Below are 19,922 nucleotides of genomic sequence, written 5' to 3'. Positions count from 1 at the left end.
AGGAACGCTAGTTCCGGACTCGGCCGCTTGCTTCGGATGCGGTCACGAACGCGTCACGATGGGTTCGGGCCAGACGCGCCCAGACACAGGTACGAAATGGGCGGTTTGTGGGGTTCGTCCGCCGCTCGGCCGCCCGGCGGCTACCGACTGTCGGTGGCGATCGTTAGGGTTCATGGGGTGGACGCACCGCTAGCTCTCTACCGCCGCTACCGGCCGGAGACGTTTGCCGAGGTCATCGGCCAGGATCACGTCACCGGCCCGCTGCGCAATGCGCTGGCGGGCAACCGGGTCAACCATGCGTACCTCTTCTCCGGCCCACGTGGCTGTGGCAAGACGACCTCGGCGCGGATCCTGGCGCGTGCGCTCAACTGCGAGAAGGCGCCGATCGCCGATCCGTGCGGGGAGTGCGAGTCGTGCCGCGACCTGGCGCGCGGCGGGCCCGGCAGCATCGACGTGATCGAGATCGACGCGGCGTCCCACGGTGGTGTGGACGATGCCCGTGACCTGCGGGAGAAGGCGTTCTTCGCGCCGGTGAAGAGCCGCTACAAGGTCTACATCATCGACGAGGCCCACATGGTCTCGACGCAGGGCTTCAACGCGCTGCTCAAGCTCGTCGAGGAGCCGCCGGAGCATCTGCGGTTCATCTTCGCGACGACGGAGCCGGAGAAGGTCATCCCGACGATCCGGTCGCGCACCCACCACTATCCGTTCCGTCTCTTCCCGCCCAAGCTGGTCTCCGACTACATCTCGACGCTGTGCGAGAAGGAGGGGATCAACGTCGAGCCGGCCGCGCTGCCGCTGGTCGCCCGCGCGGGCGCCGGGTCGATGCGCGACAGCCTCTCGGTGATGGACCAGCTGCTCGGCGGCGCGGGTCCCGAAGGGGTGACCTACGAGCTGGCCGCGGGGCTGCTCGGCTACACCCCGGACGCGCTGCTGGACGAGGTCGTCGACGCCTTCGCCGCCCATGACGGCGCGGCCGTCTTCGGCGTGATCGACAAGATCATCGAGACCGGCCAGGACCCGCGGCGGTTCACCGAGGACCTGCTGCGGCGGCTGCGCGACCTGGTCATCGTCAAGGCGGTCCCGGACGCGCCTGCGACCGGTCTCATCGACGTCTCCGAGGACGGTGGCGAGCGACTGGTCGCCCAGGCCGGACGCTTCGGGCCGCACGACCTCTCCCGCGCCGCGGACGCCGTCGCGACGGGTCTGACCGAGATGCGCGGCGCCACCGCGCCCCGACTGCTGCTCGAGCTGATCTGTGCCCGGGTGCTGCTGCCCGCGGCCGACGGTGCCGACGGCCTCGCCGCCCGGCTCGACCGTCTGGAAAGGCGGATCGAGATCAGCGGTACGCCGACGGTGACCGCGCCGCCGGTGGCAGCCGCTCCCGCGCAGGACCGGCCGGTGCTCAAGCCGTCCGTCGGTGCGCCGGGCCATGAGACGGTCGCTCCGGCACAGCCGCAAGCACAGCCCGAGCCCCAGGCGTACGCCCCAGCTCCCGAGCCTTCCGCTGAGCCCGCCCCCGCCCCGGCCGCGGAGCTGCCTCCGCAGCAGGCACCGGCCCCGCCTGCCCCGGAGCCGCAGGCCCAGCCGCGACCCCAGGCGCCGCAGCCGGGGGGCATGGGCAACGTGGACATCCGCCGACTGTGGGACGACGTGATCGCCCAGACCAAGGGCCTGCGTCGGGCGACCTGGTCGCTGGTGGGCCAGAACGCCCAGGTGGTCGACTTCCGCGACGGCATCCTCACCCTCGGGTTCGCCTCGCCCGGTCTCCGCGACCGGTTCGCGACCGGCGGGCACGAGCCGGTCCTCGGGCAGGCGCTGGTCAACGTGATCGGCATCCAGCCCAAGATCGAGGCGATCGTCGCCGGTGGCGGCCAGCCTGCCCCGCAGCGACAGGCACCGCCTCCGCCGCAGCCGACCGAACCCCGCGAGCCCACCCACCCGCAGCAGCCGCCGGAGGCCTCCTGGAACGAGCAGGCGCCACCGCCCGACTGGGCCGCTGAGCCGCCGCCCCCCGACCAGCCGGGCCCACCGGAGCCGCCCGCGACCCAGCAGGCCGACCCGGGAGCGATCGCGCTGGCCCGGGAGGCGATCCGGCCGACGCGCGCTGCCGACTACGAGCCTCCGGTCGACGACACCGCGGCCCGTCTGGCGGAGGCCGACGCCGCGGTGAACCCCGACGACCAGGCCTACGACGGTCCGGCCGCGATGGGCGCCGAGGCGCTGCTCGCTCAGGAGTTGGGTGCAACGATGATCGAAGAGATTCCTCACAACTAGGACGGCACAGATGACGAACCCACTCGAAGGCCTCGGCGGCGAGGGCGGCTTCGACCTCAACGCGATCATGCAGCAGGCCCAGGCGCTGCAGAGCCAGATCGTCGACGCCCAGGAGAAGCTCGCCGAGACGATCGTGGACGGCACCGTCGCCGGCGGTGCGGTGACCGTCAAGCTCACCGGCACCGGAGAGCTGGTCGGTGTGGAGATCAAGCAGGGCGAGTTCGACGGCAGCAGCCCCGACGACCTCGAGGACCTCGGCGCCGTGATCGTCGCCGCCTACCGCGACGCCAAGGGCAAGGCCGACGCGCTCGCCGGTGAGGCGATGGGCCCGCTCGCGGGCGGTCTCGGCGGGCCCGGTGCCCCCGGCGGCGGCGAGCCGCCGTTCAAGCTCGGCTTCTAGAAGACAGGCAACAGCGTTGTACGAGGGTGTGGTCCAAGACCTCATCGACGAGCTGGGACGACTGCCGGGCGTAGGCCCGAAGAGTGCCCAGCGGATCGCGTTCCATCTGCTCCAGGCTGACCCCGCCGACGTACATCGGCTCGCCTCGATCCTCAACGAGGTCAAGGCGAAGGTGAAGTTCTGCTCGGTCTGCTTCAACGTCTCCGAGGAGGAGACCTGCCGGATCTGTCGCGACCCGCGTCGCGAGCAGTCGGTGCTGTGCGTGGTCGAGGAATACAAGGATGTCGTCGCGATCGAGCGCACCCGTGAGTTCCGCGGGCGCTACCACGTGCTCGGCGGCGCGATCAGCCCGATCGACGGGATCGGTCCCGACCAGCTGCGCATCCGCGAGCTCGTCCAGCGGCTCAACGACCCGGGGATCACCGAGGTGATCCTCGCCACGGACCCCAACCTCGAGGGCGAGGCGACGGCGACCTACCTGACCCGTCAGCTCAGCCCGCTCGGGCTGAAGGTCACCCGTCTGGCCAGCGGTCTTCCGGTCGGCGGCGACCTGGAGTACGCCGACGAGGTCACCCTCGGTCGTGCGTTCGCCGGGCGACGCGCGGCTGAATAGTCCCTGAGACCAGACCTTTCACCCTCGTCAGGTAGGAGCTTCGGCGGTAGCCTGACGATTCAAGGGACCTCGGGAAGGGGGCCGTCATGACGAACGACTTGACCGGCAAGGACTTCGCCACCAGCGTCGCCGACTCGGTGGAGAGCTTCCTGCTCTCGGTGCGCGCGATCGCTGCCGACGGCGACGGCGGCAGCGCTGTCCCGATGCTGCTGCTGGAAGTGAGCCAGATCCTGCTGGCGGGTGCGCGACTGGGCGCCCAGCAGGACTTCGAGCCTCGTGAGGAGTTCCAGCCCGACGTGGGCATGGAGGCCGACGTCGACGAGCTCCGGATGGGGCTGGCCGAGATGTTCGGCGACATCGACACCTACAGCTTCGTCTTCGATCCTTACAGCCCGGACGTGGTCGACAGCCAGATCTCCGACGACGTCGCCAGCCTGGTGACGGACCTGGAGTACGGCCTGCGTCACTACCGCCTCGGCGACGTCGACGAGGCGCTGTGGTGGTGGCAGTTCAGCTACGTCAACAACTGGGGCAACCTGGCCGGTGCGGTGCTCAACGCGCTGCTCACCGTGGTCGCTCACGACCGCCTCGACTCCGAGCCGTTCACCGGTGAGGACGAGGACCTGGCGGCCGCTGATGAGATGCTGGAGAAGACGCCCGTATCGGCAACGTAGACTTTCCCGCCGTGGGAATCGTCGTTCAGAAGTACGGTGGCAGCTCGGTTGCGGATGCCGCGGGCATCAAGCGTGTGGCTCAGCGAGTGGTCGCGACCAAAGAGCAGGGCCACGACGTTGTCGTGGCCGTGTCCGCCATGGGCGACACCACCGATGAGCTGATCGACCTGGCCAACAAGGTCTCACCCGACGCGACCGCGCACGCGCGTGAGTTCGACATGCTGCTCACCTCCGGCGAGCGTCAGTCGATGGCGCTGCTCGCGATGGCGATCAACGACGTCGCGAACGAGCGCGGCCTGGCGTACGAGGCTCGGTCGTTCACCGGGTCGCAGGCCGGGTTGATCACCGATGCGCAGCACGGGCGCGCCAAGATCCTCAGCATCACCCCGGAGCGGATCCAGGCGGCGCTGGCCGAGGGTGCGATCGCGATCGTGGCCGGCTTCCAGGGCGTCTCCAAGGAGACCAAGGACATCACCACGCTGGGCCGTGGTGGCACCGACACCACCGCGGTCGCGCTGGCGGTGGCGCTCGACGCCGACGTCTGCGAGATCTACACCGATGTCGACGGTGTCTTCACCGCCGACCCGCGGATCGTCCCGACCGCGCGCAAGCTCAGCGTGGTCGCCTTCGAGGAGATGCTCGAGCTGGCGGCCTCCGGGGCCAAGGTGCTCCACCTGCGCTCGGTGGAGTTCGCCCGCCGTCACAGCCTCCCGATCCACGTACGCTCCTCGTTCTCCACCCTCAACGGCACCGTGGTCAAGGGCAGCATCGACACGGTCTCGCCGCACGGCGACCTCCAGCCCGGCGAGGAGGCCGGCATGGAGGCACCGATCGTGGCCGCCATCGCCTACGACAGCAGCCAGGCGAAGATCACCGTGGTCAACGCTCCCGACCAGGTCGGGGCGGCCGCCAAGGTCTTCGAGATCATCGCCGGTGTCGGCATCAACGTCGACATGGTGGTGCAGGACTCCTCGGCAGCCCGCGCCGGACGCACCGACATCACCTTCACCCTGCCCCGCAACGACGTCGAGCGCGCCAAGAAGGCGCTCGACCTGGCGCGCGCCGAGCTCGGTTTCGAGGACGTCGACGCCAAGGAGATGGTCGGCAAGGTCTCGTTGATCGGTGCCGGGCTGCGTACGCAGCCGAAGAAGATCGCCGACTTCTTCTCCGCCATCGCGCAGGCCGGGGTCAACATCCAGATGATCTCCACCTCCGAGGTCCGGGTCTCGGTCGTCGTCGACGACGACGAGGTCCAGCGGGCGTGGGAAGCGGCGGCCGCGCGCTTCAGCGATGTCGCCGTCGAGAAGGTCTCCTACGGCTTGGACACCAACGGGGACACCCCGGAGATCGTCGGCGTGGCCCACGATCGTGGCGAGGCCAAGATCACCATCGCCGGTGTCAGCGACGAGCCCGGCAAGGCCGCGCGCATCTTCGACACCATCGCCGACAGCGGCATCAACATCGACATGATCGTGCAGAACGTGTCGGCGAAGGAGACGGGGCGCACGGACATCTCGTTCACGCTGCCCCGCGCGGACGTCAAGAAGGCGCGCGCCGCCCTGGCCGACATCCAGGCCGAGGTCGACTTCTCCGACCCGGTCACCGACGAGCAGGTCGGCAAGCTCTCCATCGTCGGTGCCGGGATGCGTACGCATCCGGGGATCACCGCGAAGTTCTTCGCCGCGCTCGCCGCCGCGGGCGTTCTGATCAGGATGGTCTCGACCTCGGAGATCCGGGTCTCGGTGCTCGTCAGCGCCGACGACCTCGACCGCGCAGTGCGCGCCACACACAGAGCATTCGGCCTCGACAGCGACGAAGAGGCCATCGTCTACGGAGGGACCGGCCGATGAGCATCAACTTGGGAATCGTGGGAGCCACCGGGCAGGTGGGCGTCGCCGTACGCCAGATCCTGCTCGAGCGCGGCTTCCCGCTGGGCGAGGTACGTTTCTTCGCCTCCGCGCGCTCGGCGGGCAAGACCATCGAGTTCGGTGAGCGTTCGATCGTCGTCGAGGACGCCGCCACCGCCGACCCGTCGGGCCTCGACATCGCGATCTTCTCGGCCGGCGGCGCCACTTCGAAGGCGCTGGCGCCGAAGTTCGCCGAGGCCGGCGTGATCGTCATCGACAACTCCTCGGCCTGGCGCAAGGACCCGGCGATCCCGCTGGTCGTCTCCGAGGTCAACCCGTCGGCGATGGCCGGGGTCATCGAGGCCCGCCAGGGCATCATCGCCAACCCCAACTGCACCACGATGGCCGCGATGCCGGTCCTCAAGGCGCTCCACGACGAAGCCGGTCTCGAGCGCCTCGTCGTGTCGACCTACCAGGCCGTCTCGGGCTCTGGTGTCGCTGGTGTCGAGGAGCTCGTCAACGGCGTCGCGGCTGCCGGCGACAAGGCCCGTGAGCTCGCCTACGACGGGTCCGCGATCGCCTTCCCCGAGCCGGACAAGTACGTCGAGACCATCGCCTACAACGTCCTTCCCTACGCCGGGTCGCTGGTCGAGGACGGTCTCAACGAGACCGACGAGGAGCAGAAGCTCCGCAACGAGTCCCGCAAGATCCTCGACCTGCCCGACCTGCGGGTCTCCGGCATCTGCGTCCGTGTCCCGGTCGTCACCGGCCACTCGCTCGCGGTCAACGCCGAGTTCTCCTCGCCGCTGACCCCCGAGCGCGCCACCGAGATCCTGGCGAACGCCCCGGGCGTCGAGCTCCGCGACGTACCCACGCCTCTCTACGCCGCCGGCAAGGACCCGTCCTACGTCGGCCGGATCCGTCAGGACGAGGGCGTCCCGGACAACCGCGGCCTCGCGCTGTTCATCTCGAACGACAACCTCCGCAAGGGTGCTGCGCTCAACACGGTCCAGCTCGCCGAGCTGGTAGCCGCCGCCCTCTGACGAGACGTCACGCGCGTCGGCCGAGGTGGCACCACGGTGCCGCCTCGGCCGACGGCGTTGACGTCTCGGCCGACGTACGTGACGCCTCGGCCGGGGTTGATCAGTCGATGTAGTTGGTCGTCACCCAGTAGGCGAGCGCGTACGCGGCCGCGGTGAGGAACACGGCGATGATCACGCCCCAGGCGTGGGCGAAGACGTCGGTGAGGAAGAGCATCGAGAGTACGGCGACCAGGGCTGAACCGAGGAAGCTGATCGTGAACGGCGAGCGGGCGCCGGCCAGGCGGAGGAGGTAGCCGCCGACCAGGACCGCGAGGACGAACACGGCGATGAGGACGATCGCGCCCATGTCGCCGAGCGACGAGGTGCCGCGCGTCCACTGGCTCACGGTGCCGCTGAACCAGACGGCGAGGGACATGAAGGCTCCCACGATGGCGCCGATCATGACCGCGGCGGACAGGCCCGACGGGGTGCCGAGGTTGATCCGCCGCTGGCTCGGGTCCTTGGGCTGCTTGGGTGCCTTCGGCTCTCGGGCAGGCTTGGGTGCCTTGGCGGGCTTGGGCGGCTTCTCCGCCTTCTGCTTCGCTGCAGGCTTCTCGGCTGCCTTCGGGGCCGCTTTCTTCGCCGGCTTCTCCGCCGGCTCCGCGGGCGGCTCGGGAGCGATGACGGGCGGCGCCGTCTTCTCCAGCACCTGGGTCTTCTCCGCGGAGGTCTTCTCGGTGGAGGCCTTCTCGGGCTTGGTGTTCGCCGGCTTCGTGCCCCCACGCTTCTTCTTGAAGCCGAACGACGGCGCGGCGAGCTTGTCGGTGGGGTCGTTGCTCATGAGGGGCAGTTTCGCATGCCGCGCGTCACATTTGAACTCAGGCGCGGGTCAGTTGGATGACCGGGATCTCGCGGTCGGTCTTCTTCTCGTAGCTCCCGAAGTTGGCAGCGGAGGAGACGATCGTGGCCCAGGCCCGCGCCCGCGCCTCTCCGTGGAGCTGCTCGGCGACCACCGGGATGGTCTCGCCGCCCAGCTCGATCGTGACGCGGTCGGGGTGGGCTGCGAGGTTGTAGTACCAGGCAGGGTTCTTCGCCGCGCCGCCGGCGGAGGCGACCACCAGCCAGGTGCCGTCGTCCCCCGGGAACCAGGCCAGTGGCGACGAACGGGGCTCGCCGGTCTTCTTGCCGATGGTCGTGAGCACGAGCAGGCGCATCCCGGCCGTCGTGGAGTCGCTCTTGCGGGCCCGGCGCATCATCAGCCTGTTGCCCAGCTTCAGGAGCGGGTTGGCGGTGGGCTGCCGGGCGCCACGGGTGCCGTTGCGAGTATCGAAGCTCATGGCGTCGACCCTACTGCGCCGGAAAACGGATTCAGGCCCGGAGACCTTGCGATCTCCGAGCCTGAACTGATGTCGGGTTGACAGGATTTGAACCTGCGGCCCCCTCGTCCCGAACGAGGTGCGCTACCAAGCTGCGCTACAACCCGAATGCTGCACCGATCAACGGTCCAACGAGGAATGAGCATAGCCCAGAGACTGCCCTGACTCGTAATCGAGCCCTACCGACGAGACGCACCCCGCGGAGTGAGGGTCAGCAGGGTGGCCTCCGGACGGCAGGCGATGCGGATCCGGGTGTAGGGCGAGGTGCCGAGACCGGCCGAGACGTGCAGCCAGGCCTGCCTCCCGGCGTACGTGTGGGTGTGCAGCCCGCGCGCCCGCTCGGGGTCGAGATCGCAGTTGGTGGCCAGGGCGCGCCCGCCGGGCAGACAGACCTGACCCCCGTGGGTGTGGCCGGCCAGGATCGCGTCGTAGCCGTCGGCCGTGAACTGGTCCAGCACCCTGAGATAGGGAGCGTGCGCCACCCCGAGACGTACGTCCGCGGCTTCGTCGGCGGGGCCGGCGACCGCAGGCAGGTCGTCGAGGTTCAGGTGGGGGTCGTCGACGCCGGCGAAGGCGAACTCGATGCCCTTGACGGTCAACGACGACCGCGTGTTGGTGAGATCGAGCCAGCCCGATTTGGTGAAGGAGGCCGACAGGTCGCGCCAGGGGAGCTCCGGGACGTTCGTCTGCCGCTTGCCGTTGTCGGGCAGCAGGTAGCCGAACGGGTTGCGCAGGCGCGGCTCGTAGTAGTCGTTGGAGCCGTGGACGAAGACCCCGGGCACGTCGAGCAGCGTGCCGAGGGCATTGACGATCGCCGGGACCGCCCGCTGATGGGCGAGGTTGTCGCCGGTGTCGACGACCAGGTCCGGCTTCAGTGCGGCAAGCGAGGCGATCCAGTCGAGCTTCTTGTGCTGCGAGGGGACCACGTGCATGTCAGAGAGATGCAGCACGCGGAGCGGCTCCGCGCCCTCGGGGAGCACCGGAAGTCCGACGTGGCGCAAAGTGTATTGACGGGCCTCCCACAGGGCGTACGCCGTCATGGCCGCGCCGGTGGCGAGCCCGGTCCCGAGAGTTGCGCCGATTGCTGAGGCGAGCCGCATGGCTCAACCCTGCCACAATGGTCCCATGAGCACTCTGAAGGACCGGCTGAGGACCGACCTGACCGCCGCGATGAAGGCCCGGGACAAGGACCGCGCGGGGACGCTGCGCATGGTCATGGCCTCGATCACCGAGGCCGAGGTCGCCGGCAAGGAGGCCAAGGAGCTCACCGACGACGAGATCATCACGATCCTCACCCGTGAGGCCAAGAAGCGCCGCGAGGCGGCCACTGCCTTCGCCGAGGGTGGCCGCACGGAGTCGGCCGAGAAGGAGACCGCCGAGGCCGCGGTGATCACCGAATACCTGCCGGCTCAGCTGAGCGTCGAGGAGATCTCCGACCTGGTCAGCAAGGCCATCGCCCAGACCGGTGCCGCCGAGCTCGGGATGAAGGGCATGGGCAAGGTGATGGGCATCCTGACCCCGCAGACCAAGGGCAAGGCCGACGGCGGTGCCGTGGCCGCGGAGGTGCGTAAGCAGCTCGCCTGAACGGCACCCGGGAACGACTGTGGCCCCCACCGGATCGGTGGGGGCCACAGTCGTCGGGAGCGCCGGCCGTCAGCCGGTCGGCCACTCCCAACCAAAGTCGGGCTCCTCCGGAGCGGCCCTCGGCTTCTGCTTTCCGTCGTCGGCGGGCGGCTTCGGTTCCTCGGGCTGCTTTTTCTTCTTCTTCGGCTCTGGCTTCGGCTCCGGGCCGAGCGAGGTGTAGATCGTGATCGGCGATCCTTCGGCGGCATCGCCGGACGGGGTGGTGAAGGCGACCAGACCCTTGTCGTACTCCGAGTAGGCCTCCGGGCCGACCTGGACTTGGAAACCGGCCTTCCGCAGCACCTTGGTCGCCTTCTCGACGGTCATGCCACCGACCCAGGGGACGTCGACGGTGTGGCCGGCGATCACGCTCGGGTCGGGCTCGTGGAAGTCCACCCACTTGAGGTACTTGTCGATCACCTGCATCGCGCCGCCCCACATCGGACCGGCGGTCGTCGAGCCCGCCGCCTTGTAGACGTAGTTCCCACCGACGACCTGGCCGTTGAGGCTGAGGGGCGTGCCCGCTGAGTTGGCGCCGGCGATCATCGACGCGGTCGCGAGCCGGGGCGTGTAGCCCATCAGCCACACGGACTTGTTGTCCTGCGTCGTACCGGTCTTGCCGGCGCTCGGGACCGAGAGGGCCAGGTTCTGCCCGAAGCCGCCGGGCTCCATCACGCCACGGAGGATGTCGTTGACGGCGTCGGCGGTGCCCTTGGCCATCACCTGCTTGCAGGTCGGCTCGTACTTCTTGATCAGCTTGTCGTTGGCGTCGAGGATCTCGTTGACCGGCACCGAGTCGCAGTGGGTCCCGCGAGCACCGAACGTGGCGTACGCCTCGGCCATCTCGAGCGGGCTGACGTCGACGACGCCGAGGGTGAAGGTGGGTACCCGCTCGGCGCCGCCGCAGCCGGTCTCGCTGGGCTTGCAGACGTGGCCGTCCTTGAAGCTGACGCCGAACGGGGCCGTGAGCTTCACGCCCATCTTCTGCGCCAGCTTGTAGGGCGTGCACATGCCGGTGAGCTGGAAGAGCTGGGCGTAGAAGGTGTTCACCGACTCCCGGGTGCCGGTGTAGGCGTCCTTCATGCCCGAGGTGGTCGAGTTGTGGAACGTGTGGCTGCCGACCCGGTTGCCGTCGCCGGGGCAGCCGGCGAAGGTCGACTCGTTGAGCGTCAGCTCCTCGGGGGAGTTGACCTTCTGCTTGAGCGGGAAGCCCTGCTCGATGGCGGCGGCCAGGGTGAACGCCTTGAAGGTCGAGCCGGCCTGGAAGCCGTTGGAGTCGCCCGACTTCTCCTTCGGGACCAGGTAGTTGAGGTAGGACTGGCCCTTCTTCTTGTTGTCACCCATCGGACGGGACTGGGCCAGCGCCCGGACCCTGCCGGTGCCGGGCTCGACCATGGCCAGCGCGCCGATCGCCTGGTCGGTGGCGTAGACGTGGTCCTCGACGGACTGCTGGGCCGCGTCCTGGAAACGCTGGTCGAGCGTGGTCTTGATGGTCAGACCGCCGGACTTGATCAGCGCGAGCCGGTCGGTCTCGGTCTCGCCGAAGGCCGGGTCCTTGAGCAGCCACTTGAGCACGTAGTCGCAGAAGAACTCCGCGGACGAGCCGAGGCAGCCGTTGCGCTGCTTCTGGACGTTCAGGCCGAGGCTGGTGTCCTTCAGCTTCTCCGCCTCGGGGCGGGAGACGACCTTGAGCGCGGCCATCCGGTCGATGACGACGTTGCGGCGGGCGATGGTGGCGTCGGGGTAGTTGGTCGGGTCGTAGCCGGTGGGGTTCTTCACCATCCCGGCGAGCATCGCCGACTGCTGCCAGTTGAGCTCGGAGGCGTTGACGTTGAAGTAGTGCTTGGCGGCGGCCTGGACGCCGTAGGCGCCGTCACCGAAGTAGGCGGCGTTGAGGTAGCGCTCCAGGATCCAGTCCTTGGAGTGCTTCTCCTCCAGCGCGATCGCGTAGCGGAGCTCGCGGATCTTGCGGGCCGTCGACTTCTCGATCGCCGCCTTGCGCTCGGCCTCGGTCTTCGCGGAGTAGACCAGCGTCGTCTTCACCAGCTGCTGGGTGATCGAGGAACCACCCTGCACCGAGTCGCTGGCCTGGTTGGTGATCAGCGCGCGCAGCGTGCCCTTGAGGTCCATCGCGCCGTGCTGGTAGAAGCGGTAGTCCTCGATCGCCAGCAGTGCCTTCGACATGTTGGGCGAGATCTGGTCGAGCGCGCGGTAGACGCGGTTCTGGTCGTAGAGCGTCGTGATCAGGTTGCCCTTGCGGTCGACGATCTTGGTCGTCTGCGACATGTCGTCGACCTCGAACTCCTGCGGCAGCGAGTCCATCTGCTCGGCGGTCTCCTTGGCCGCGATCCCGGCCACACCGGCGAACGGGATGGCCAGACCTGCGGCGACGACCCCGAGGACGGCTGCCACTCCGCACATGACGGCGAGATGCTTGAGCACGGTCTGCGGGCGCAGCGACGGCGAGGACATGCTGGTCATCGTAGGTGATCCCGACGAACAGCACATGATTCGCAACCGGCGCCGGGCAGGGGGCCGGAAAGACGTCCTAGGACCCCTCCTAGTCATTTCGGACTACGTACTTTGGGTCAGAAGGGTGTGTCACTCGACAGGTTCCGGTCCTTAACCTTTAGTCCGCACGGGCGCCCACGCCGTCAATTGGGGAGGGCGAAGCGCTCCGACGAAGGGATGGCACACAATGTGGGTTGATGAATGGTCGCTGCAGGCCGCTTGTCGTGAGAACGAGCCCGACGAGCTCTTCGTGCGTGGAGCCGAGCAGAACAAGGCCAAGATGGTCTGCTCCGGCTGCGTCGTCCGCACCGAGTGCCTGGCCGAGGCGCTCGACAACCAGATCGAGTGGGGCGTCTGGGGCGGGATGACCGAGCGTGAGCGTCGTGCGCTGCTCCGTCGCAGCCCGAACGCGTCATGGCGTGCGGTGCTCGAGGCCGCGCGCACCCGTGCTTCCGTGGAGTGACCACTCGTCCCCTACTCGGGTGGATCGCTGACAGATCTTGGTGCGAGCCAGGACGTACGTGACGTACGTCCTGGCTCGACCCGTTTTCCGGGCGATCAGCCCTGGGCCAGCAGCCGGCCGATCTCGCGGAGCCCGTCGAGATCGTGTACGTCACCGGGCAGCGCCGGCACCACGGCGGTCGGGACCTGGGGATGGGCGACGGCGAAGCGCTCGCGCAGCTGGTCCTGGCGCTCGACCAGCAGGGCACGGTCGGCGTGGAGCCGCAGCAGGCCGGCGGTGAGCGGCGCGTCGGGGAGACGCTCGGAGGCGGCGCCGGCCGCGGCGGCGGTCAGCGAGACGTCGTCGGGAAGGGTGGCGCGGTTGACGACCAGGCCTTGGAGCGGCATCCGGTCACCGGAGAGGCGCTCGACGAAGTAGGCGGCCTCTCGGAGCGCGTCGGGCTCGGGGGCCGCGATGACGAGGAAGGCGGTCTCGTCGGCCTGGAGCAGCGCGTAGGTCTCCTGGGCCCGCTGGCGGAAGCCACCGAAGACGGTGTCGAGCGCGGTGATGAAGGTCTGCAGGTCGGTGAGCATCTGCCCACCGAGCACCTTCTTGAGCGCGTTGGTCACGATGCTGAACCCGGCCGACATCAGCCGGACCGGTCCCTTCGCGGGCGCCAGCATCAGCCGGATGAAGCGGCCGTCGAGGAAGCTGGAGAGCCGCTCGGGCGCGTCCAGGAAGTCGAGGGCGCTGCGGCTCGGAGGTGTGTCGACGACGATCAGGTCGTAGTCGCCGTTGCCGCCGTTGTGGGCGAAGGAGTCACGGTAGAGCTGGCCGAGCTTCTCCATCGCCATGTATTCCTGCGTGCCGGCGAAGCTGGAGCTCAGCGCGATGTAGAACTGGTTGTTGAGGATCTGCTGCGCCTTCTCCGGGCTGGCCTGCGACTCGACCACCTCGTCGAAGGTGCGCTTCATGTCGAGCATCATCGCGTCGAGCCGGCCCGGCCCGACCCCGGGAACGGGGCGAGGGGTGTTGTCGAGCTGGGCGATGCCCATCGACTGGGCGAGCCGCCGGGCCGGGTCGATCGTCAGCACCACGACCTTGCGCCCCCGCTCGGCCGCGCGCAGCGCGAGCGCCGCCGCCGTGGTCGTCTTGCCCACGCCACCGCTGCCGCAGCAGACGATGATGTGGGTGTCGCGGTCGTCGAGCAGCCGGTCGACCTCGAGGGTCCGGGTGTGGTCGGCGTGGGCGGCCAGCGGGCCGACGCGTGGACGTGATGTCATGCGAGCCCCTGGTCCTTCAGCTCCGCGGCGAGCTCGTAGAGCGCGCCGATGTCGATGCCGCCCGCGATCCGGTTGAGCTCGTAGGTCGGGACCCCGAGACCGGCGACGAGGTCGCGCTGGGTGTCCTCGAGGGAGCGGCGCTCGGCGTACTCCTTCGCCTCCGCGGTCAGGGTGGCGATCAGGGCGGGGTCGGGTTCGACGCCGGCGCGCTTGAGGTCCTCGGCGATCGTCTCGCCGTCGAGCGAGCCGTCGAGGGCGGCGGCGAGGGACTCGTCGGGGAGGTCGCGGGGGCGGACCTGGTTGACGATCACGCCGCCGACCGGGAGCCCGGCGGCGCGCAGCTCGCTGATGCCGTCGGCGGTCTCCTGGACCGGCATCTCCTCGAGCAGCGTGACCAGGTGGACCGCGGTGCGCCGGGAGCGGAACAGGGTCATCATCGTGTCGGCCTGGTTCTTGATCGGGCCGACCTTGGCCAGGCCCGCGACCGACTCGGAGACGTTCAGGAAGGTCGTGATCCGGCCGGTTGGAGGAGCGTCGAGCACGACGGCGTCGTAGGTGCGCGCGCCCTTGTTGCGGCTGTTGCGCTGGACGGCCTCGAAGAGCTTGCCGGTGAGGAGGACGTCCCTGACCCCGGGTGCGATCGTGGTCGCGAACTCGATCACGCCGAAGCGGTCGAGGGCGCGGCCGGCCGGGCCGAGCTTGTAGTACATCTTCAGGTATTCGAGGAGGGCTTCCTCGGGGGCGATGTGCAGGGCGTAGACGTTGCCCGGCTCGGCGTCGGCACCGGACCGCGACCGCATCCGCAGCCCGGTCGCGATCCGCGTCTCGGCGTAGGGCAGCGGGTCGACGTCGAACATCCGCGCCACGCCCTGGCGGCCCTCGACCTCACAGAGCAGGACGTTCTTCCCGTGGGAGGCCAGCCCGAGCGCCAGGGCAGCAGCCACCGTCGACTTGCCCGTGCCGCCCTTGCCGGTCACCACGTGCAGCTGCACGTGGGGCCAGTCGGAACTCATGGGAGCGACTCTAACGGGGACGCGCCATCAGGGGGTGATGTTGAGGTTCTCGACGATCTTGGTGCCGAGCGTGGTGTCGCCGCTGATCGTCACCTTGGCGGGGTCGGCGGAGGCGCGACCGCCGGCGAGGAGGACGTACGTCTCGCGGTCGGTCGAGAGGGTCACGGTGGGGTCGGTCACCGGGTCGGCGAGCGGGACGCCCTTGCCCTCCTTGGTGACCGCGAAGGCGTACGGAGCGTGGCCCTCGGCCTCGACGACGACCGTGCAGCCGGGGTCGGCGCCGGCCTTCTTGGCGAGCACGAAGCCGACGCCTTCGAGGAGGTAGTCGGCGGTGTGGCGGGCGCCGAGGCTGTCGAGGTTGCCGGGTCGGCCGGTCGCGCGGCGGATGTCCTGCTCGTGCAGCCAGACGTCGAGCGGACGGTTGCGGAGCAGCTTGCCGGTGGACCACCCGATCGCGCCGAAGACGCCGGGCGCCGGCGCCGCGGGGTCCTCGGGCGGGGAGGCGAGCAGCTCGTCGTGGCGTACGGCGGAGTAGCGGCGGATCTCGTCGATGATGCTCTCCGGGGCTGCGTCGCGGCGGGTGAGCACGCCGATCTCGGTGAACTGCCCCATCGGCGACTTGATGTGGGCCGACTCGGGGACCTCCGCCTCCTCGCGCGGGGCGCCGGCGGTGAGGCCCTCGAGGTGAGCGACGTGCGAGGCGATGGCGCGTACGTCCCAGCCGGGGAGGTCGGTCGGGAGATCCCAGTCGCTCTCGGGCAGCTCCTCCAGGAGCGTGAGGAGATCCGCGATGGAGGCCCACCAGGCGTCGACGTACGTCTTCAGCTGCTCTGTCGAAGTCACGGCCTCGACCCTAGTGGGCCGAATCGTCGGTTGGAAGGTCCAACCATGTCATCGAGAAACCGGTCCGCGGGCTCGCGAAGTAGGGTGCGGGATATGACCAAGTGGGAGTACCAGGTAGCGCCGATCCTCAACCACGCCGCGGCGCAGATTCTCAACAACTTCGGTGCCGACGGGTGGGAGCTCGTCTCCATCCTCGACAACGGCACCGGCAACTACGTCGGCTTCTTCAAGCGGGCGGTCTCGGAGTGAGCGCCCCTGAGGAGGTCCTCGCCGAGCTCGGGCTGAGCGTGCCGGAGGTGGTGCCGCCGGTGGCGGCCTACATCCCGGCGGTGCGCTCGGGCAACCACGTCTTCACCTCGGGCCAGCTCCCGATGAAGGACGGCGCCCTGCTCTCCGTCGGCAAGGTCGGCGGCGACGTGTCGGCCGAGGACGGTTACGCGGCCGCGCAGCAGTGCGCGCTCAACGCCCTGGCCGCGGTCAAGGCCGAGATCGGTGACCTTTCCCAGGTCAAGCGGGTCGTGAAGGTGCTGTGCTTCGTCGCCTCCACGCCCGACTTCACCGGCCAGCCGAGTGTCGCCAACGGTGCCTCCGAGCTGCTCGGGAAGGTCTTCGGCGACGCCGGCCGGCACGCGCGGTCGGCCGTCGGTGTGCCGGTTCTGCCGCTCGACGCTCCCGTCGAGGTGGAGATCGTCGTCGAGATCTGAGTCTCGGTCTGAGTCTCGGTCTGAGTCTCGGATGGGGGTGGGGCGCGGGTGTGAGCGTCGCTACAGTGACGAACGTGCGCATCCCGATCCCTCCTGTCCGGCTTGGTGACGACATCGTGGCGTTGGCCGGGGAGTACGCCGAGGGCGTACGCACCCCGGTCGAGCCGCGAGACGCGGCGACGGTCCTCCTGCTGCGGCCGGGCTCCGGGTCTGGCCCGGAGGTGTATCTGCTCCGCCGTCAGCTGACGATGGGGTTCGCGGCCGGGATGGCCGTCTTCCCCGGCGGTGGCGTGGACGTACGCGACGCCGAGCTGCCCGACGCCTGTTGGGCCGGACCGTCCGCGGCGGAGTGGGCGCGCCGGCTCGGGGTCGATGAGTCCCGGGCGCGGGCGCTGGTCGCCGCGGCGGTGCGGGAGACCTTCGAGGAGTGCGGCGTACTGCTCGCCGGGACCTCGGCCGAGGCCGTCGTCGACGACGTCTCGGGCTCGGAGTGGGAGGCGGACCGGGTCGCGCTGGAGTCGCACTCGCTGTCGCTGACCGAGCTGCTGACCCGGCGCGGGCTGGTGCTGCGTACGGATCTGCTGGGGCCGTGGGCCGCGTGGACGACGCCGGTCTTCGAGCCGAAGCGCTTCGCGACCTGGTTCTTCGTCGCCCGGCTGCCCGAGGGGCAGGTCACGCGCGACGTGTCGAGCGAGTCGTCCTCGGTGCACTGGCTCGGCGCCGCCGAGGCGGTCGACCAGGTCGAGGCCGGCGAGCTGGCGATGATGCCGCCGACCTACCTCAACTGCCTCGAGGTCGCCTCGATCGGCTCCGAGGACGACGTGCTCGCCGCCGCCGCGGAGCGCGAGCTGACCATGTTCACGCCGGCTGTGACGGAGGTCGACGGCGGCCACGCCCTGTCGATGATGCCGCTGCACGCCTCCCTCGTCGCGGGAAGGGGACGCTCGTGACCGAGTCCGGTTCCGAGTCCTGGTCGGGCGGGGTCTTCGGCGAGCGCGGGCAGTGCATCCTCGCGCCCAACCCCGGGATCATGTCGCTCGACGGCACCAACACCTGGGTGCTGCGCGAGCCGGGTGCGCGCCGGTCGGTCGTGATCGACCCCGGGCCTCTCGACGAGGGGCATCTCGACGCGGTCGCGGAGGCGGCCGGCGAGGTGGCGACGGTGCTGCTGACCCACCACCACTACGACCACTCCGAGGCCGCGCGGGCCTTCGCCGAGCGGGTCGGGGCCGGCGTACGCGCTCTTGATCCTGAATACCGGCTCGGCACCGAGGGGCTCGGCGACGGCGACGTCATCGAGGTCGATGGTCTGGAGATCCGCGTCGTCGGAACGCCCGGGCACACCTCGGACTCGCTCTCCTTCTGGCTTCCTTCGGACGGTGCGGTGCTGACCGGTGACACCGTTCTCGGCCGAGGAACGACCGTGGTCGCCCACCCCGACGGCGAGCTCGGCGCCTATCTGGACTCGCTCGACCGTCTCCACGCGCTCGCCTCCGAGCACGGTGTCGGCAGCGTGTGGCCCGGTCACGGTCCGGTGATCGGCAACGCTCTCGGTGCGCTCGACCACTACATCGCCCACCGTCGCGAGCGCCTCGGACAGGTCGAAGAGGCGCTCGTCGGTCTCGGGGCCGCCCCGGCCGACGCGGACCCGCGGGCGATCGTCGAGATCGTGTACGCCGACGTCGACCAGGTCCTCTGGGGTGCCGCCGAGCTCTCGGTGAGGGCGCAATTGGCTTACCTCGCCGAGCGCTGAGGCCTACGCTTCGGCCCATGGCCACCCTGCCCGGAGTCGAGCTCCTGCTTCCCGATCCGCCCGCGTGGCGGGGCTGGCTGGAGGAGCACCATGCCGACACGCCCGCGGTCTGGCTGGTGCTGACCAAGAAGGGCGGCACGCTGACCACGTTGACCTGGCAGACCGCGCTCGACGAGGCGCTCTGCTTCGGCTGGATCGACGGTCAGGCCCGGCGGCGCGACGAACAGTCGTCGTTCCAGCGGTTCACCCCACGTGGGCCGAAGAGCCGCTGGTCACTGAAGAACGTCGAGCACATCGACCGGCTCGAGGCCGAGGGCCGGATGACCGCCGCCGGACGGGCGGCCGTGGAGGCGGCCAAGGCGGACGGACGGTGGGAGGCGGCGTACGCGGGTCCGGCCACCGCCGAGACCCCGCCCGACCTCCTGGCCGCGATCGCTGCGGTGCCCGAGGCGCAGGCGATGTACGACGTCCTGACCTCTCAGAACCGCTACGCCCTCTACCACCGCCTCACCGCCCTGAAGACCGAGGCCGCCCGGGCGCGCAGGATCGAGGAGTACGTCGCCATGCTCGCGCGTCACGAGACGCTCCACCCGCAGAAGCGCCGGCCCCAGTAACCGCGTCTCGCGGAGAAAGCAGCGCGGCCTCCTCTCACCGGCTTCTACGCCGGGGGAGAGGAGGCCGGATGCCTGTTGAAAGAACTCAGCGGGCGCGGCGGGCCATGCGCTCGATGTCCATGATGACCACGCTGCGCGGCTCGAGGCGGAGCCAGCCGCGGCTGGCGAAGTCGGCCAGGGCCTTGTTGACCGTCTCGCGGGAGGCGCCGACGAGCTGGGCGAGCTCCTCCTGGGTGAGGTCGTGGTGGACGTGGACGCCGTCGTCGGCGGTGCGGCCGAAGCGGTCGGCGAGGTCGAGGAGGGCCTTCGCGACACGGCCGGGGACGTCGGAGAAGACCAGGTCGGCGACGACGTCGTTGGCCTTGCGGAGGCGGCCGGCCAGCTGGGCGAGCAGGCCGCGGGCGACGACCGGGCGGCCCTCGAGCCACTTGAGGAGGTCCTCGTGCGACAGGCTGGCGAAGGTGGAGTCGGTGACCGCGGTGACGGTGGCCGAGCGGGGGCCCGGGTCGAAGAGCGAGAGCTCGCCGAACATCTGGCCGGGACCCATGATCGCGAGCAGGTTCTCGCGGCCGTCGGACGAGGTGCGGCCGAGCTTCACCTTGCCGTCGATCACGACGTACAGCTTGTCGCCGGAGTCACCCTCGTGAAAGAGCACCTCTCCGCGGCGGAGCTTCGACTCTGCCATCGAGGCGTGCAGGGCCGTCATCGACTCGTCGTCGAGTGCGCTGAAGAGCGGTGCCTGACGGAGTACGTCGTTGTCCATTGCGGCCATTCCTCCTGGATTTTCCCCACATCCGCGGGTATTACACCGGGAATCCTATCTGTGGAACGTCTCACAGGTGCACATCCCCCACCGATAAGCCACCGATAACCCCAGAAAGTGCATGGGCGCGGCGGTATTTGTGCTAGCCGTCTGCTGGGCCGGAT

At 69.6% G+C, this 19,922-nt stretch carries 21 protein-coding genes, 1 tRNA gene and 1 pseudogene; 14 read left to right on the top strand and 9 right to left on the bottom strand.

The window, feature by feature from the left end; translation table 11 throughout:
• Nucleotides 1-177 precede the first annotated feature (177 nt).
• From UG56_RS18285 to UG56_RS18260, 7 genes and pseudogenes are all read left to right on the top strand, one after another.
• Complete coding sequence (locus tag UG56_RS18285) at nt 178-2,277, top strand: DNA polymerase III subunit gamma and tau (protein ID WP_071327184.1); 2,100 nt, start codon at nt 178-180, stop codon at nt 2,275-2,277.
• A 10-nt stretch (nt 2,278-2,287) separates the two neighbouring features.
• Nucleotides 2,288-2,677, top strand: a complete 390-nt coding sequence (locus tag UG56_RS18280) for a YbaB/EbfC family nucleoid-associated protein (protein ID WP_071327183.1) — start codon at nt 2,288-2,290, stop codon at nt 2,675-2,677.
• A 16-nt stretch (nt 2,678-2,693) separates the two neighbouring features.
• The gene (recR, locus tag UG56_RS18275; RefSeq protein ID WP_008356228.1) at nt 2,694-3,290 is read left to right on the top strand and encodes a recombination mediator RecR; all 597 of its coding nucleotides are present in this window, start codon (nt 2,694-2,696) and stop codon (nt 3,288-3,290) included.
• An 86-nt stretch (nt 3,291-3,376) separates the two neighbouring features.
• A complete protein-coding gene (locus UG56_RS18270; RefSeq protein ID WP_045548992.1) occupies nt 3,377-3,964 on the top strand; it encodes a DUF5063 domain-containing protein in 588 nt (195 codons plus the stop codon).
• Nucleotides 3,965-3,975: 11 nt separating this feature from the next.
• Nucleotides 3,976-5,301 (top strand): annotated as a pseudogene (locus UG56_RS18265) (aspartate kinase); the annotation flags it as partial.
• Between the two features lie 18 nt (nt 5,302-5,319).
• Nucleotides 5,320-5,814 (top strand): ACT domain-containing protein, encoded by a 495-nt coding sequence (locus UG56_RS29150; RefSeq protein ID WP_371264395.1) that lies wholly within the window; start codon nt 5,320-5,322, stop codon nt 5,812-5,814.
• Entirely contained in the window at nt 5,811-6,854 is a 1,044-nt protein-coding gene (locus UG56_RS18260; protein ID WP_045548991.1) for an aspartate-semialdehyde dehydrogenase, read from the top strand. The genes UG56_RS29150 and UG56_RS18260 overlap by 4 nt, the downstream gene beginning before the upstream one ends.
• Nucleotides 6,855-6,954: 100 nt before the next feature.
• Here the strand turns inward: UG56_RS18260 and UG56_RS18255 are convergent, their stop codons facing one another.
• The 4 genes from UG56_RS18255 to UG56_RS18240 form a co-directional block, all read right to left on the bottom strand.
• Nucleotides 6,955-7,674, bottom strand: a complete 720-nt coding sequence (locus UG56_RS18255) for a hypothetical protein (protein WP_045548990.1) — start codon at nt 7,672-7,674, stop codon at nt 6,955-6,957.
• Nucleotides 7,675-7,711: 37 nt separating this feature from the next.
• Nucleotides 7,712-8,170 (bottom strand): nitroreductase/quinone reductase family protein, encoded by a 459-nt coding sequence (locus UG56_RS18250; protein WP_045548989.1) that lies wholly within the window; start codon nt 8,168-8,170, stop codon nt 7,712-7,714.
• Between the two features lie 72 nt (nt 8,171-8,242).
• Nucleotides 8,243-8,316: transfer RNA gene (locus UG56_RS18245), tRNA-Pro, on the bottom strand.
• Between the two features lie 72 nt (nt 8,317-8,388).
• The gene (locus UG56_RS18240; RefSeq protein ID WP_045548988.1) at nt 8,389-9,309 is read right to left on the bottom strand and encodes a metallophosphoesterase; all 921 of its coding nucleotides are present in this window, start codon (nt 9,307-9,309) and stop codon (nt 8,389-8,391) included.
• Between the two features lie 25 nt (nt 9,310-9,334).
• Here UG56_RS18240 and UG56_RS18235 point away from each other — a divergent pair, with 25 nt between their 5' ends.
• The gene (locus tag UG56_RS18235; RefSeq protein WP_045548987.1) at nt 9,335-9,793 is read left to right on the top strand and encodes a GatB/YqeY domain-containing protein; all 459 of its coding nucleotides are present in this window, start codon (nt 9,335-9,337) and stop codon (nt 9,791-9,793) included.
• Between the two features lie 69 nt (nt 9,794-9,862).
• Here the strand turns inward: UG56_RS18235 and UG56_RS18230 are convergent, their stop codons facing one another.
• Complete coding sequence (locus UG56_RS18230) at nt 9,863-12,304, bottom strand: penicillin-binding protein (protein ID WP_045548986.1); 2,442 nt, start codon at nt 12,302-12,304, stop codon at nt 9,863-9,865.
• A gap of 226 nt (nt 12,305-12,530) precedes the next feature.
• On the opposite strand from UG56_RS18230, the gene UG56_RS18225 reads away from it, so the two are divergent.
• The gene (locus tag UG56_RS18225; protein ID WP_045548985.1) at nt 12,531-12,806 is read left to right on the top strand and encodes a WhiB family transcriptional regulator; all 276 of its coding nucleotides are present in this window, start codon (nt 12,531-12,533) and stop codon (nt 12,804-12,806) included.
• 95 nt (nt 12,807-12,901) lie between these two features.
• Here the strand turns inward: UG56_RS18225 and UG56_RS18220 are convergent, their stop codons facing one another.
• From UG56_RS18220 to UG56_RS18210, 3 genes are read right to left on the bottom strand one after another with little or no spacing between them, the layout of a single operon-like run.
• A complete protein-coding gene (locus UG56_RS18220) occupies nt 12,902-14,068 on the bottom strand; it encodes an ArsA family ATPase (protein ID WP_045548984.1) in 1,167 nt (388 codons plus the stop codon).
• On the bottom strand, nt 14,065-15,081 hold the full coding sequence (locus UG56_RS18215; protein WP_045548983.1) for an ArsA-related P-loop ATPase: 1,017 nt from the start codon (nt 15,079-15,081) through the stop codon (nt 14,065-14,067). The genes UG56_RS18220 and UG56_RS18215 overlap by 4 nt, the downstream gene beginning before the upstream one ends.
• A gap of 27 nt (nt 15,082-15,108) precedes the next feature.
• Nucleotides 15,109-15,924 carry a maleylpyruvate isomerase family mycothiol-dependent enzyme gene (locus UG56_RS18210; protein WP_045548982.1) on the bottom strand — a complete coding sequence of 272 codons (816 nt, stop codon included), beginning with the start codon at nt 15,922-15,924 and terminating at the stop codon, nt 15,109-15,111.
• 93 nt (nt 15,925-16,017) lie between these two features.
• On the opposite strand from UG56_RS18210, the gene UG56_RS27990 reads away from it, so the two are divergent.
• The 5 genes from UG56_RS27990 (at nt 16,018) to UG56_RS18190 (ending at nt 18,995) form a co-directional block, all read left to right on the top strand.
• A complete protein-coding gene (locus tag UG56_RS27990) occupies nt 16,018-16,173 on the top strand; it encodes a DUF4177 domain-containing protein (protein ID WP_141791386.1) in 156 nt (51 codons plus the stop codon).
• Nucleotides 16,170-16,628 carry a RidA family protein gene (locus tag UG56_RS18205; protein ID WP_045548981.1) on the top strand — a complete coding sequence of 153 codons (459 nt, stop codon included), beginning with the start codon at nt 16,170-16,172 and terminating at the stop codon, nt 16,626-16,628. Before UG56_RS27990 ends, UG56_RS18205 begins: the two co-directional genes overlap by 4 nt.
• 74 nt (nt 16,629-16,702) lie before the next feature.
• Entirely contained in the window at nt 16,703-17,578 is an 876-nt protein-coding gene (locus UG56_RS18200; RefSeq protein ID WP_084101268.1) for an NUDIX hydrolase, read from the top strand.
• Nucleotides 17,575-18,381, top strand: a complete 807-nt coding sequence (locus UG56_RS18195; protein ID WP_045548979.1) for an MBL fold metallo-hydrolase — start codon at nt 17,575-17,577, stop codon at nt 18,379-18,381. Before UG56_RS18200 ends, UG56_RS18195 begins: the two co-directional genes overlap by 4 nt.
• Nucleotides 18,382-18,398: 17 nt before the next feature.
• Nucleotides 18,399-18,995, top strand: coding sequence for a YdeI/OmpD-associated family protein (locus UG56_RS18190; protein WP_045548978.1), 597 nt, complete (start codon nt 18,399-18,401; stop codon nt 18,993-18,995).
• An 85-nt stretch (nt 18,996-19,080) separates the two neighbouring features.
• Here the strand turns inward: UG56_RS18190 and UG56_RS18185 are convergent, their stop codons facing one another.
• Nucleotides 19,081-19,758, bottom strand: coding sequence for a Crp/Fnr family transcriptional regulator (locus UG56_RS18185; RefSeq protein WP_045548977.1), 678 nt, complete (start codon nt 19,756-19,758; stop codon nt 19,081-19,083).
• Nucleotides 19,759-19,922 lie beyond the last annotated feature (164 nt).

The organism is Nocardioides luteus (assembly GCF_000960475.2).
Classification (GTDB): domain Bacteria; phylum Actinomycetota; class Actinomycetes; order Propionibacteriales; family Nocardioidaceae; genus Nocardioides; species Nocardioides luteus_A.
Note: the sequence above shows the minus strand (reverse complement) of the source record. Positions and strands in the feature narration are given on the sequence as shown.